This is a genomic window from Chryseobacterium indologenes, from assembly GCF_018362995.1.
GTDB lineage: Bacteria > Bacteroidota > Bacteroidia > Flavobacteriales > Weeksellaceae > Chryseobacterium > Chryseobacterium indologenes_G.
Map to the genome: position 1 here is coordinate 4,078,414 of NZ_CP074372.1, position 12,927 is coordinate 4,091,340.

15 protein-coding genes and 1 tRNA gene are annotated in these 12,927 nt (G+C 35.2%); 10 read left to right on the plus strand and 6 right to left on the minus strand.

The window, feature by feature from the left end; all coding sequences use genetic code 11:
- The first annotated feature begins 2 nt into the window (after nt 1-2).
- From DYR29_RS18475 to DYR29_RS18485, 3 genes are all read left to right on the plus strand, one after another.
- Nucleotides 3-680, plus strand: a complete 678-nt coding sequence (locus DYR29_RS18475) for a DUF1361 domain-containing protein (protein ID WP_213278010.1) — start codon at nt 3-5, stop codon at nt 678-680.
- An 83-nt stretch (nt 681-763) separates the two neighbouring features.
- A complete protein-coding gene (locus tag DYR29_RS18480; RefSeq protein WP_213278011.1) occupies nt 764-1,303 on the plus strand; it encodes a hypothetical protein in 540 nt (179 codons plus the stop codon).
- A gap of 60 nt (nt 1,304-1,363) precedes the next feature.
- Nucleotides 1,364-1,876, plus strand: coding sequence for a hypothetical protein (locus DYR29_RS18485; RefSeq protein ID WP_047383035.1), 513 nt, complete (start codon nt 1,364-1,366; stop codon nt 1,874-1,876).
- 82 nt (nt 1,877-1,958) lie between these two features.
- On the opposite strand, the gene DYR29_RS18490 is transcribed toward DYR29_RS18485, so the two are convergent.
- The 4 genes from DYR29_RS18490 to DYR29_RS18505 form a co-directional block, all read right to left on the minus strand.
- Nucleotides 1,959-3,617 (minus strand): S8 family peptidase, encoded by a 1,659-nt coding sequence (locus tag DYR29_RS18490; RefSeq protein WP_213278012.1) that lies wholly within the window; start codon nt 3,615-3,617, stop codon nt 1,959-1,961.
- A 598-nt stretch (nt 3,618-4,215) separates the two neighbouring features.
- Nucleotides 4,216-4,467 (minus strand): hypothetical protein, encoded by a 252-nt coding sequence (locus DYR29_RS18495; protein ID WP_213278013.1) that lies wholly within the window; start codon nt 4,465-4,467, stop codon nt 4,216-4,218.
- A gap of 9 nt (nt 4,468-4,476) precedes the next feature.
- On the minus strand, nt 4,477-4,926 hold the full coding sequence (gene dtd / locus DYR29_RS18500) for a D-aminoacyl-tRNA deacylase (RefSeq protein WP_213278014.1): 450 nt from the start codon (nt 4,924-4,926) through the stop codon (nt 4,477-4,479).
- 8 nt (nt 4,927-4,934) lie between these two features.
- Nucleotides 4,935-5,390, minus strand: coding sequence for a hypothetical protein (locus DYR29_RS18505; RefSeq protein WP_047420152.1), 456 nt, complete (start codon nt 5,388-5,390; stop codon nt 4,935-4,937).
- A 109-nt stretch (nt 5,391-5,499) separates the two neighbouring features.
- Here DYR29_RS18505 and greA point away from each other — a divergent pair, with 109 nt between their 5' ends.
- The 7 genes from greA (at nt 5,500) to DYR29_RS18540 (ending at nt 11,429) form a co-directional block, all read left to right on the plus strand.
- Nucleotides 5,500-5,970: a transcription elongation factor GreA gene (gene greA / locus DYR29_RS18510; protein WP_047420150.1), complete on the plus strand. Its 471-nt coding sequence runs from the start codon at nt 5,500-5,502 to the stop codon at nt 5,968-5,970.
- A gap of 56 nt (nt 5,971-6,026) precedes the next feature.
- Entirely contained in the window at nt 6,027-6,416 is a 390-nt protein-coding gene (locus tag DYR29_RS18515; RefSeq protein WP_213278015.1) for an HIT family protein, read from the plus strand.
- Between the two features lie 68 nt (nt 6,417-6,484).
- The gene (gene clpX, locus DYR29_RS18520; protein ID WP_047420145.1) at nt 6,485-7,672 is read left to right on the plus strand and encodes an ATP-dependent Clp protease ATP-binding subunit ClpX; all 1,188 of its coding nucleotides are present in this window, start codon (nt 6,485-6,487) and stop codon (nt 7,670-7,672) included.
- A 74-nt stretch (nt 7,673-7,746) separates the two neighbouring features.
- Nucleotides 7,747-9,726, plus strand: a complete 1,980-nt coding sequence (locus DYR29_RS18525) for a T9SS type A sorting domain-containing protein (RefSeq protein WP_213278016.1) — start codon at nt 7,747-7,749, stop codon at nt 9,724-9,726.
- A 6-nt stretch (nt 9,727-9,732) separates the two neighbouring features.
- Nucleotides 9,733-9,957 carry a signal peptidase gene (locus DYR29_RS18530; RefSeq protein ID WP_213278017.1) on the plus strand — a complete coding sequence of 75 codons (225 nt, stop codon included), beginning with the start codon at nt 9,733-9,735 and terminating at the stop codon, nt 9,955-9,957.
- Nucleotides 9,958-10,018: 61 nt separating this feature from the next.
- A complete protein-coding gene (locus DYR29_RS18535) occupies nt 10,019-11,311 on the plus strand; it encodes a TlpA family protein disulfide reductase (RefSeq protein WP_213278018.1) in 1,293 nt (430 codons plus the stop codon).
- 44 nt (nt 11,312-11,355) lie between these two features.
- A tRNA-Met gene (locus DYR29_RS18540) sits at nt 11,356-11,429 on the plus strand.
- 97 nt (nt 11,430-11,526) lie between these two features.
- On the opposite strand, the gene DYR29_RS18545 is transcribed toward DYR29_RS18540, so the two are convergent.
- Nucleotides 11,527-12,366, minus strand: coding sequence for a GLPGLI family protein (locus DYR29_RS18545; protein ID WP_213278019.1), 840 nt, complete (start codon nt 12,364-12,366; stop codon nt 11,527-11,529).
- Nucleotides 12,367-12,419: 53 nt separating this feature from the next.
- Nucleotides 12,420-12,620 (minus strand): bacteriocin-like protein, encoded by a 201-nt coding sequence (locus DYR29_RS18550; RefSeq protein WP_213278020.1) that lies wholly within the window; start codon nt 12,618-12,620, stop codon nt 12,420-12,422.
- Between the last annotated feature and the right edge of the window lie 307 nt (nt 12,621-12,927).

A 12,927-nucleotide genomic window follows, 5' to 3' on the forward strand; every position in this document is an offset into this window, starting at 1 on the left:
CCATGAAAACAATCATTGCATCTTCAAGGTTTAAAATCAGTATTTTGCTGATATTGATGACTGTATTCTGTGTCAGTCTTTCTGCCTTCAGATACTATATCAGTGATACAAAAGTGTTTCTGTTTCTCAACTGGAATCTTTTTCTGGCATGGATTCCTTTATTACTAAGTTCTTTTATTCTTGCCTTTAATATCAAAAGTAAAATCTCACTGATCTTTATTATTATCGTCTGGATTTTGTTCTTCCCCAATTCGCCTTATATTCTCACAGATCTTTTTCATCTGAAAGCGAGAAATTCAGTACCGATCTGGTATGATCTGATTGTCATTCTTTCCTATGCCTGGACAGGGTTGATCTGTGGTTTTATAAGTCTTAATGATATTGAAAAAAGCCTTTCGGAATATGGTAAAAGAAACAGAATCAACGCAGTAATTATATTCTTTCTTTTCATGAGCAGCTTTGGCGTGTATCTTGGAAGATTTTTAAGATGGAACAGCTGGGATGTGCTTAATAATCCTTTCGGTCTTTTCTCTGATATTGTGGTACGGTTTATCTATCCGCTAGAATATACCAAGACGTGGGGTGTCACTGTTTTGATGGGAATTATGCTCAACTTTATGTATTTTACATTTAAATGGGTTGAAACAAATAATGACAGAGAATTGAAGCCGGAAAAATAATTCGTTAAACGGATTGGAACAGTTTTAGCATTTAATAGAACTCACCAGAATGCTATGTTGGTACATTCTTAAACTTAATTATTATGAAAAAAAGCTTATTGTTGATTCCATTGATTATTATTTCATGTAAAAAAGAACCTGCCGTGACAAGCGTTCAGGACAAGGATTCTACAGTGGTTACAGAAATGCCGGATTCTGTTGTAAAAGCAGATTCTGTAGCATTGAAAGAAAGAGATTCAATCATTAACAATGCTCCTGCCACTAAAGAAGTTCTGCGAAAAGGCGTAATGAGGAGTGAAAAAGATGGTCAGATCATAAGAATTGCAGATGCTACCCAGCTTCCTTTCACTTTGGGAGAAGAATTTAAAAAAGATGATCAGGAACTGATTTTAAAGCTGACCCATTATGACCGCCCGAATATCAAAGCAAAAATTTCAACCAAAGAGAAAGATTTTAATATCCGTTTTAATCAGATCAAACTTGCCAACGGAGACTATGACGGGCCGTTCGGAAGAGAAATTACTTATGATACTCCCGGGAAAGGTGAAGTATGGCTGATTATCGGTAAAAGTAATATGGCTTCAGGAAATACCAAGGGAAGCTTTACTATAACGGTAGAGTAAGTACAAATCAATTTGGTACAATTTCTGCAAACTAAACTCTAAGTTTAAAAATTTACAATTATGAAAAATATAGTTCTAACAGCAATGGCCGCTTCAGCTGTACTCGTAAGTTGCGGAACCGTACAGTCGCTGGTTCAGAATACATTTCCATACACCACTAATGTTTTAGTCTCTACAGGGGTTCCTGCAGATAAAGAAGTTTCTTCCACTGCAACGGCTACCAATGTACAGACATGGTTCGGAGGAAATAACAATGCAAAGATTAAAGACGTAAGAATTTCGGATGCTAAAATTTCTGTTGCATCGCCTTCAGGAGGAAATCTGAGTGCATTCAAAACCGTTAAAATATACGTTTCATCCAACGGAACAGGAGAAAGACTGATCGCATCACGATCCAATATATCTACCAACTCTTCCAGCTTAAATCTGGACCTGAATGATACCGGATTCCTTGATGAAATTGTAAAAAGCTCAGGATTGACTGTAAGAACGGTCTATGAACTGAAGAATCAGACCTCTTCAGACATGAACATTAAAGTAGCCCTGAATTTCAGCAGCGTTCCTGCTAAATAACCGGATAACAATTAATATTAAAAACCCTCTTCCAGTAGTCTGAAAGAGGGTTTAATGTGAAGTAAAATGTATAAAAATCTTTTTAAAGTTTTGTGAATTTTTCAACAACTCTTCTTTGACCTTCATTGATATTGATGATATATTGACCCGTTGGGAGCTGTGAAATATCAATTTTTTCATCAGACAAAACAGAACTTTTGATTACTGTACGCCCCTGAAGGTTGATGATTTCAAAATCCAGTTTTTTGTTTTCTGTGCTTTGAATCGCAATACTACTGCTGGATGGATTAGGGTAGATTTTTACCTCCAGCGGAGATAATGCTTTTACAGGGGTTGCAAATTTACTTTCCAATTGCAGTATCGCATTTTTTACATTAGGAAGAGGCCCGATTTTCTGACCCGTTACAGTACCTCCCTGAGGAATTCCCGTAGAAATTAAAAGGTTTTTCATCGCAGACGGTGTCAGGTTCTGACCCGTAGTCTGACGATAGAAAGACTGAATTAAAATAGCTGCAGACGATACTACAGGCGTTGCAGAACTTGTACCACTGAAATAATTATAAGTTCTGTTGTTATCATTGTCATATTTGGCATAAGAACCATAGCCCGCAGCAAGAACACTGCTTCCCCAACCCTGAACGTCCACTCTGTTTCCATAAGTACTGAAACTTAATTTTGAATGGGTAGTATTGGGAGATCCTGCTCCTACAATGATAGCTCCGCTATTTCCTCTGGCAAGATAAGTTGCATAAAACGGATCATCCAGATTCTGATTTCCGTTACCCGCAGCTGCAATGACAATAATTCCTGAATCAGTAGCTGCTTTTGTAAGATCCCAGATTACATTGTCATACTCTGCAGGACAATATTGGCCGTCTTTTCCTCCGGTCTGCATTTCATACAGAATAATATCGCCTGCTTGGGAAGCGTTTATAGATCTGCTCACGGCAGAAGCTCTGTTGTATCCCACAGTAGTCCATTCCATATATCCTTTTATTTCAGAAGTATTGTAAGCAGCTCCCGTAAGGCCGATATTATCTTTTATTGAACCTAAAATACTCACCACCGCAGTTCCGTGATCACGATAATTATTATTGGCTAATCCTGCATTAGGAGAATAGCCCGGTTCCAGCTGTATAGTGTTTTGGTTGCTAAGCATCTCATGAGTTTTGTAAAAACCATATTCTACATCCCTTACCCGAATATTCTGTCCGGTGATTCCTCTTGACCAGGCATATTTTGCATTGATTCCGGGATTGTCATTCAGATAAGTCTGAATGCTTTCCAGATCAGGTGTTGCTACAAAAGCATTAACCAAAGGAGGTTCAATGGGAGTTGCACTCATTACAGACACATATTCTATTTCAGGGAACCTTTCAAGGCTGTGAATGATTTTCTGAGTGGCTTCCTCGTTTTGAAGAGGCAGATCAGCCTTATAAATTCTTTTTAGTTTTTCTACAGATTCTGGGGAGTTTCCGATGGCTTTGCTGTTTCTGGCCATTTCATCAAGCTTGCCGTCTGTAAAATCCAGATCGTATTTGAATGAAATTTTATTTTCTCTTGAAAATCTCTCCAGATCAGCATTTCTGCTGAATGCAGTTTTTTCTGAATTAATGCCCTTTGAAAAGCATACATAGATGATGGAATTTTGATCCTGATTCAGTTTGGGCTGACTGTCCTGACCAAAAGACAGGGAAGAGCAGAACGCAAACAATGCGAAAAGGTTGATTTTTGTTTTCATACGATTTTGTTAAATGGTTGTAAATCAGTTTTGATTTATACCAAAAATAATAATAAAATGAAAACAAATCACATTTTTGTGAATTTATTTTTTGTTTTTATTGTTACTCCCTTATGTATAAAGACTTTCATCAATTCTTGATAAAGCTCACAGGTTTCAAAAAACGTTGAGGTTTGGAAAATATACTTGCATGATTACAAAAAACCATCTAAGATCACTGAATGGTTTTGTTGAGATAGATAGGTTTTAATTTTTAAAGATCATCGAACCAGTTTAATTTGTTCTTATGGTAGATTACTTTCAGCTTATTCAGGATCCGGTATTCAATACCAATACTGTCCTGATTGACATTAATAAGCTTTGCTTCCTGAATTGGAAGTCTTTTACCATCTAAATAAGTCTCCTTAGATGGCTGTACTGTTTTTTCTATGATGTCTGAATAAGGAATTCTTGAGATTTGTTTTTCAAAAATTCCTTCTTTCTTGTAAATCGTAATAAGCGGTCTGTAAAGTGCTCCCGGACGCCCTCTTTCTATTCTGTAAGTATCATCCAGCCGAATTCTTTGCTCACAGCCAATAGTTGAAAAATAGTGAATAATTCAAAAAAATGGAATCATCATGGGTAAAATACTAAGAATGATTCCTGAGATCAAAAGACCAAAGTATACTTTAATCACTTTTTTCTTCCAAAACCTGACAATGATAAAAATAGTCATCAACAGCCAGAGCCAGTTAATTATTTTATCAATGTAATATCCGGCGAAACTATAGTTATTAAGGCTTAAAACTATTCCAAAAAGAAAAACTAAAGTCACTGCCAGATAAGCAATAACTAAATTTTTATTACTCATCTTCTATACTTAGTTTTTGGTAACTGAGTCCATTACAATAGTGACAGGTCCGTCATTGATTAGGGATACCTTCATATCCGCTCCGAAAATTCCACTTTCTGTTTTTAATCCGGATTTAGCTATTTCTTCTTTAAAATAATCAAAAAGAGGGACCGCTTTATCAGGTTTTGCCGCTTTTATGAAAGATGGGCGATTGCCTTTTTTGTAATCAGCAATCAATGTAAACTGGCTGATGCAAAGAATTTCCCCTGAAATGTCCTTCACAGAAAGATTAAGTTTACCCTCTTCATCTCCAAAGATTCTTAGGTTTAAAACCTTTTGTACAAGCCAATCTGCATCTGTTTTTTCATCATTTTCATCCACACCTACCAGCAGCATTAATCCTTTCCCGATTTCACCAACAATTTTTCCGTCTACTTTTACACTGGCTTCTGAGACTCTTTGTATAACGATCTTCATTTTATATTCTAATAATAAACATTTAAAGTTTTGCTTGGCGCATCATAGCTATAAGGATAAGTTTTAGGCGGCAGAGATGTTTTGGCTCCCGCTTCTGGCTGTCCTGTACTTAAGATCCATCGTGTGTTGTCCTGCGGACAAATAATAGCAATATTGTCCTTTACTTCGAGGGTTGTATTGTTATCAGGGCATATATGAGGAGCATTTCTGTCATATACTTTAAATCCACTTGCAGTTCGCACAATAATCAGCCCTCTTGTTCCGGATTGCTGTTCATTCACATAAATCCAGCCGTTAATATTGTTCAAAGCATAGTAAGCAGGCAGGTTTAGATTAAGAGATACATTAATAGGGTTATTCGGGAAACAGCTCACGGTATCTTCTCTGCTTCCACAAGAGTTTATAGTTAAGTTACTGAAAATCAATAAGCTGAAAATAGATATGATTGAAAAAGTTTTTTTCATTTCAATTTAAATTTTTATATATTTGTAAAAATTAAACGATTACAACACGAAAACATTGTCCGGCAAATGTCGGATTATTTTTTTATACTAAAACTAAATTTTGAAAATTATGGCAAGCTATGTAACTAAGGAGGGCCTAGAGAAAATGAAAGCTGAGCTGGAACAGTTGGAAACTGTAGAGAGACCAAAAATCACTCAGCAGATCGCGGAAGCAAGAGACAAAGGAGATTTGTCTGAAAATGCGGAATACGATGCAGCTAAAGAGGCTCAGGGGATGCTTGAAATGAGAATTTCTAAGCTGAAAGACGTTATCTCTACTTCTAAAATTATAGACGAAAGCCAATTAGATACTTCAAAAGTTTCCATCTTGACAACAGTGAAACTTAAAAATAATGCTACCAAGCAAGAGCAGGTATTTACATTGGTACCGGATAACGAAAGTGACCTGAAGACAGGGAGAATTTCTGTAAACACGCCTATTGCAAAAGGTCTGTTGGGGAAAGCTGTTGGCGAAACTGCCGAAATTACTTTACCGAACGGAAACAAACTGTCTTTTGAAGTATTAGACATTTCTTTATAGTCTGATACAGTTTCTATTTCTAAACTTCTAAATATCTAACCCTAACTTCTGATAAAATGAGCACTATATTCACAAAGATCATCAATGGCGAGATTCCCTCTTATAAGATTGCAGAAAATGAAAACTTTATTGCATTCTTAGATGCAATGCCTCTGGTGAAAGGACACACGTTAGTAGTTCCGAAAAAAGAAGTGGATTTGATTTTTGATCTTGAAAGTGAAGAATACAAAAACCTTTGGGGATTTGCCCAAGAGGTAGCCAAGAAGATCAAAACTGCAGTTCCATGTGTAAGAGTAGGAGTAGCGGTAGTAGGACTTGAAGTTCCTCATGCACACATCCATTTGATTCCTTTAAACAAGATGGAAGACATGAATTTTAGAAATGAAAGATTAAAATTAACGAACGAAGAATATACAGAGATTCAAAACTCAATTATTAATTCTTAACAAACAGAAAATCGTAAAAAAGTAATTTTTTACGATTTTCTTTAACATATACATATATATTATATCATATGAATTCCAACCAATGTTCTTTCTGTGGTAGAAAAAGAAATGAAGTACAGATGCTGATTTCTGGCCAGAATGGTTTTATTTGTGAAAATTGTATAGAGCAGGCACACGCTATTGTAAAAGACGGTGCATCCAAAACAGGATATTCACCTGCCGACAGTATGGCTGAACTTAAAAAGCCAAAAGAGATCAAAGAATTTCTTGATCAGTATGTGATCGGGCAGGATCAGGCAAAGAAGCAGCTTTCTATTGCTGTATATAATCATTATAAAAGATTACTCCACGCTCAGGATGAAAACAGAGAAGTGGAACTTGAGAAGTCGAACATCATCATGATTGGGGAGACAGGAACAGGTAAAACTCTTCTGGCAAAAACTATCGCCAGAGAACTGAATGTTCCTTTCTGTATCGTAGATGCTACTATTTTAACGGAAGCAGGATATGTAGGAGAAGACGTTGAAAGTATTCTGTCCAGACTTCTGATGGTTGCAGATTATGATGTGGAAAAAGCGGAGAAAGGTATTGTTTTCATTGATGAGATTGATAAAATTGCAAGAAAATCAGACAATCCAAGTATTACCAGAGACGTTTCCGGAGAAGGAGTACAGCAGGGATTACTGAAATTGCTGGAAGGGAGTATCGTCAATGTTCCGCCGCAGGGAGGTAGAAAACATCCGGATCAGAAATATATCCAGGTGAATACTCAGAACATCCTGTTTATTGCCGGTGGTGCTTTTGATGGGATTAAAGAGATTATCGAAAGAAGAATGAACAAGCAGGCGATTGGGTTCAGTTCTGAGAAAATCAATAAAACAGACGAAGACGAATATATATTAACAAATATTAATGCAATTGATCTTCGTACTTTCGGATTAATTCCGGAACTTTTAGGAAGATTTCCAATCATCACTTACCTTGATAAACTCACGAAAGAAACGCTGGTAAGAATTATGAAAGAGCCAAAAAATTCAATTGTGAATCAATTTGTGGAACTTTTCAAGATGGATGGTACAGATTTGGTAATAACAGATGGTGCAATTGAAAAAATCGTAGAGGAAACTATTGAAAAAGGATTAGGCGCAAGAGGGTTGAGAGGTACCACCGAAAAAGTTCTAGAAGACTATATGTTTTCAATAGGAGAGGACAAAGAGATCGTCTTGACGGAAGATAATGTTTTGATTAATAGATAAAATATTTTTTTTTTAAGAAAAATAATAATACCTTTGCGGGTGAAGATTGTATTAACACACAAATAATTTATACAATGAGAAAAAGTTTATTTGCTATAGGTCTTTTAGCAATTAGTTACTCTGTTCAGGCGCAGATACTATGTCATGTTGACACTAATGCTAATATGTATGTGAGCGAAGGCACCCTAGTTTATAGCGGTGGAGGTGTACAGACAAAAGGTAATGGTCTTTTGGATGTACATGGAAATGTTATGGTTGTAGGATCTGCTACAGATAGTTTTAAGACAATAGATGCTGCCGGAGCTGATAAAACTGACGGTGGAAATATCATCTTAAGGCTTAACACTCCCGGTTCTTTTGCTACTTCCACGTATGGTCAGCTATACATTGACGGACTATCCCAATCCAACATTTCAGGTATTGTAACCAAAGAATACAGAACTACAAGTAACGGTAGCGGTAATTATTTCCAGCAAGTTGCTTTGCCTTTCTCTGGTAAAGCTTATAATTCATTATCCACTGAAGTTGGTAAAACTTTCAATACTGGAAGATATGACAATCCAATTCTTAAGTGGGATAATGCTAATGCTGTTTCTATCACTACTTTGAATCTAGCTCCTACCTCGACTACTTGGGATGCTTCAGGTTATTATATGCTTAAGGTTAAAAATAACGACTGGAATCCAAGTGCTCCTGCAACAGGAAATGTATTCAATATCAACGGGAAACCATATGCTCCATATGCGGGTGCTGTAACATTACAGAACGCAGGGAAATCTAACGTAGGGGCATCCAACGTTGTGTTTGGAACTAATGGTAATGCTCTAAACCAGTACAATGAGAAGTATAATACTTATCTTGATGACAGTTTTGAGTTCACTACAAACCCATGGTCCGGAACATTCGGGCAAAATTTCTATCAATTCGGAAACCCTTTCCTTACCAATTTAGATTTAGCTAACATCGGATATACTGAAAGTGTTACAGGATCTGACGGAAATGCAGTGAGAAATATCTGGGGTATTGAATATGACCCAGGTACCATCGTTACTCTTCCAAGTGGTTCTACTTATGCTACAGCTTCTAAAGTTGTTACTTTCTTACCTACAGGTGACGGAGTAGCTCCGGCTATTGGTGACGTAGACTTACTTGTAATCAAACCTATGCAGTCATTTAAAATAAAGTTAAGAGACAATACAGCTCAGACTTTAAATTTTAATACACTGAGAAGATTCAAATCAACTGCGAGAACAGCAGGTGTCAACTACGATGTAACAGCAGCTAAAATGTCTACTGGTAAGAATGTAACCAATACTGTAAAACAGCTTGGTGTAATCGGTCTTGATGCTAATGGAAAAGAACTTTCCAGAACATACTATGTTGTTTCTCCAGGATTAACAACAGGACACCAGATTTCTGCAGCAACTTCAGTTCAGTCTTCAGCTGGTAAAAATATCATCGGTACTTTTGAAGAATCATTGAATGGTGGGTATGATAATAATAATACTAACTATTGGTTATATATTAACGAAGCTAATGAGAATAACTTCCAGGGGAAAAATGTTAAGTTAGTTAACTATTACCTTGATCAGGTGAAATCTTATAAATTCGAGATCAGAGAAAATGCAGCGCTAATCCCGGCTGGTGCACACCAGTTATCTTCAGGAATTGGGTTCTATTATAAAGCCGAAAACGGAAACTTAATAGAAGCTAAACAAGGAGATGTTGTAGCGGTAACAAATGAGGAAGCTAATTTGTATTATGGAGAACCAAGTAATATTACTTTAGCAGTAGAAAATAAAGCTGCTACTGCATCAAGAACACTTGTTGTTTATGATCCATCTATTACAAATTATATTGTCAGATTTGATCCAAAATGGAAAAAAGCAGACATCCAGGTTTATGATATGAGCGGTAAATTGGTAATCTCCAAAAAAGCGGTTGAAACATCCAGAGATTTTGTAATCGAGCTAGATGGCTCAGTTAAAAATTCATATGTTGTAAAAATCGTTTCTGACAAAGGAGAAACTGTTAACACTAAAATCTTAAAATAAACTACGATGAAAAAAACTATTAATAAACTAGTATTAGCTCTTTTTCTTTTTGCTATAACTTTAGCAAATGCTGCCCCGCCACAACCACAAGCAGCTCCAACTGGAACAGGAAATGGGGGGAATGGTACCGGAGCACCTGCACCCATTGATATGTACGTATATGTACTTGCTATTGTAGCAATTGGATTTATTGTTTACTTTACAAAAAAGTACAAGAGCGTAAAAGCATAAAATTTTATTAAAATAATATTAAACTCTCTGATTAGTCAGAGAGTTTTTTTATTTTTACTCTATGAAAAAGATTTATACGCTATCTGCGGTTTTAGCCGCATTTGCTCTGCAGGCTCAGTTTACAGTGACCATTCAGACTCCGGCAGACTTTAAAGATCAGGATGCTATTCTATATACATTAAACGGTTCAAAAGATATTATTGTTACTAAGGAACAGAGTAAGAATAGTACATGGACTTTTAAATATCCAAGCAGCTATATGGGAATGATGAAAGTCTATTTCCCTGGCTCTAATAATACCGTAAGCTTTATTTCTGAAAATAAAAATGTCAATATTAAACTGGATATCCAGAATAATAAAGTTAAAGATGTTGCCTATCTGGATGAAGCGAATAATCTGATGAGTAAGCAGCAGGAGGGTTCACAAAAGAAAGAGCTTATATTGCCGGCTTTAGCACAAATCAAAGAATATTATAAAGACAATACAGACTTTGGAAAAGCACTGAAAATAGAGATCGACAGACTTTCCGGTACTTCAAGCTCTATTGATGCCGTTCAACATCCATTTATTACCTATTATAACACGAATTACAGTAAATTTGTTTCCCCTTCACAAGATGCCACCAAAAAAGTAGATCAGGAGGAAATAATCAACTTTCTGGACAAGTCAAATGATATGCTGGAAACTTCATCATTACTAAGACCAGTATTGGTATCTTATCTGAACTCCGGAGGAAATACCAATGTTACTGCTTCTGTTGATAAACTTTTAGACCGATTAAAAGTGGAAACTCCAAGAGGGCAGACTGTTTTATCAGAGTTGATCGATATTTTTGATGTGTATGAGATGGATGAGTACAAGAGTAAATATTTGTCGCTTGCCAAAAATCTTAAGTGTACCATCAACGACAGACTTGCTTCTACACTAAAATCGAATGCCAACATTGAAATGGGAGCTGCTTTCCCTAACTATAAGTTTCAGTCACCTGTAAATACTACAGCGAAGTCATTATACGATATAAAGGCTGATAAAAAGGTTATTGTGTTTTGGTCATCCACTTGTTCGCACTGTGAAAGCGAACTTCCAAAACTTCTGGAAAAATACAATGAACTGAAGTCAAAGAATATTCAGGTTGTAGGGTTTTCTTTAGATGTTGACAAAAATTCTTATACTAAAAAAATTGCTGCATTTCCTTGGGTGAATGACTCAGAATTGAGAGGATGGAACAGCAGTTACACGGATATGTACAATATTCATGCAACTCCGACGTATTTTATTTTAGATGCTAACAATAAGATTATCAACAAACCAGATCATGTGGGAGATGTTTTGGAATATTTTAAGTTAAAATAATTTTGGAGGTAAAGAAATATTTTCTATATTTGCACCACCAAAACGGCGAGGTAGCTCAGTTGGTTAGAGCGCAGGATTCATAACCCTGAGGTCACGGGTTCAATTCCCGTCTTCGCTACAAACCGCCCTTAAACAGGGCGGTTTCTTTATTTCACCCCCGAAAACATCCCCGATAATATTTTTAGGAATAAAAAAATACCTAATAAAAGGTGTTTTTATTTGAATTCAACTTTTTGATTTAATTCTATTGGATTATTATTTTCTGAGAGCTCTTGTTTTAATTCTTTTTCAACATTCTTTAAGTACTCAGATTTTTGCTGTTCATTAGTAAAAAAAATTTCATTCCTAAATATTTTCTGTCTGATACTTTTCATGGGATCACTTTTAAATTCTTTTACTGTATCTATGTATTGTTCTAAACTTATTGTTTTAGACCCAATATATGAATTGTCTTCGAGTGTCTTATAAGAATTATTTTGAAGTTTTGAAATGCCAATTAGATTATAGCAATGACTATTAGTAGCATCACATATTTGAAGTATTAATCCTGGTAAACCATTAAATTTATAAGGACCATCCTGAAAAGGTATGTCTGTAGAAAACCATGCAATCCACTTTCTCCCTCCAAATACTGTTGTTGCTTTTTGTACAGGATATGACAAAATTTGTTTTTTTTCCTTTAAAATTTCCCAATCTATTTTCCTTTTATCTTCTACCTTAAAGACAGGATTTATAGTGTGATTTTGAGTGTAAAAAAATAAATCTTTTTTTACTATATCTTTTTCAATAACGTATTGTGTTTTGATCAGAGGATCAGGGAATGTATAAACTCCTTTTGCAGCATTTACTTGCATAGTTGAGTCTGAAATTATTTTTTTTAGGCTAGAAAAGATAGATTTCCCTCCTTTTTTATCCAATTCTAAAACTGTTATCTCATTTATGACATTACTTTTATTTAAACTATCAGGGATAGACGTATAATTATAAATAAATCTCATGTTTTGCCCATAAACAAAACTTGAAATAAAAGAAATTAATAAAAATAAGTTTCTCATAATTTTATTAAATAAAGTTGGTCATTTATTTTAAAATGACCAACTATAAAATTTTACAATTTAACTAATACAGAACCAGGGGTAGTACAGGAAAGATCATCAGATGTTTCTACAACAACCGTTGAACTACATTTAGTACCTATACAGCAAGCATAAGTGCCAGGTCCAACTGGTTCTAAATTTTCACTCATACCTAAAGCACCTCCTTTAACTGTCTTTAAATTCTCTCTCGAAAGTTTTTTTAATTTTTTCATAATAAGTTGTTTTTTAATTAATTAACAATACAATTATACATATATTTTTTTAATCACACTCACGGGAGTCCGTATTTACTAAAACTTTTTTATTATATAGAATATAGGCAAGGTGAAACAATGTTTTTGCTACATAAAATTCTTTGATTTTATTGATTTGCTTTTCAACCGAACTTAAACTGTTAGGTTGAAAACCACTTTTTTTTAACCGTTCAGATATTTCATACTGATTTATTCCTTATTTAAGGTAATTAATAATCAATTTTTCGATTTCACCCATATCTGTTAGATCTGCTTTAGCCTATAA

What these genes read in the sequence shown, in the direction of transcription:
- greA (WP_047420150.1), top strand. Translation starts at nt 5,500, where the DNA reads ATGGCAAGCTATGTAACTAAGGAGGGCCTAGAGAAAATGAAAGCTGAG.
- dtd (WP_213278014.1), bottom strand. Translation starts at nt 4,926, where the DNA reads ATGAAGATCGTTATACAAAGAGTCTCAGAAGCCAGTGTAAAAGTAGAC.
- DYR29_RS18490 (WP_213278012.1), bottom strand. Translation starts at nt 3,617, where the DNA reads ATGAAAACAAAAATCAACCTTTTCGCATTGTTTGCGTTCTGCTCTTCC.
- DYR29_RS18545 (WP_213278019.1), bottom strand. Translation starts at nt 12,366, where the DNA reads ATGAGAAACTTATTTTTATTAATTTCTTTTATTTCAAGTTTTGTTTAT.
- DYR29_RS18530 (WP_213278017.1), top strand. Translation starts at nt 9,733, where the DNA reads ATGAAAAAAACTATTAATAAACTAGTATTAGCTCTTTTTCTTTTTGCT.
- clpX (WP_047420145.1), top strand. Translation starts at nt 6,485, where the DNA reads ATGAATTCCAACCAATGTTCTTTCTGTGGTAGAAAAAGAAATGAAGTA.
- DYR29_RS18505 (WP_047420152.1), bottom strand. Translation starts at nt 5,390, where the DNA reads ATGAAAAAAACTTTTTCAATCATATCTATTTTCAGCTTATTGATTTTC.
- DYR29_RS18525 (WP_213278016.1), top strand. Translation starts at nt 7,747, where the DNA reads ATGAGAAAAAGTTTATTTGCTATAGGTCTTTTAGCAATTAGTTACTCT.
- DYR29_RS18480 (WP_213278011.1), top strand. Translation starts at nt 764, where the DNA reads ATGAAAAAAAGCTTATTGTTGATTCCATTGATTATTATTTCATGTAAA.
- DYR29_RS18475 (WP_213278010.1), top strand. Translation starts at nt 3, where the DNA reads ATGAAAACAATCATTGCATCTTCAAGGTTTAAAATCAGTATTTTGCTG.
- DYR29_RS18550 (WP_213278020.1), bottom strand. Translation starts at nt 12,620, where the DNA reads ATGAAAAAATTAAAAAAACTTTCGAGAGAGAATTTAAAGACAGTTAAA.
- DYR29_RS18485 (WP_047383035.1), top strand. Translation starts at nt 1,364, where the DNA reads ATGAAAAATATAGTTCTAACAGCAATGGCCGCTTCAGCTGTACTCGTA.
- DYR29_RS18535 (WP_213278018.1), top strand. Translation starts at nt 10,019, where the DNA reads ATGAAAAAGATTTATACGCTATCTGCGGTTTTAGCCGCATTTGCTCTG.
- DYR29_RS18495 (WP_213278013.1), bottom strand. Translation starts at nt 4,467, where the DNA reads ATGAGTAATAAAAATTTAGTTATTGCTTATCTGGCAGTGACTTTAGTT.
- DYR29_RS18515 (WP_213278015.1), top strand. Translation starts at nt 6,027, where the DNA reads ATGAGCACTATATTCACAAAGATCATCAATGGCGAGATTCCCTCTTAT.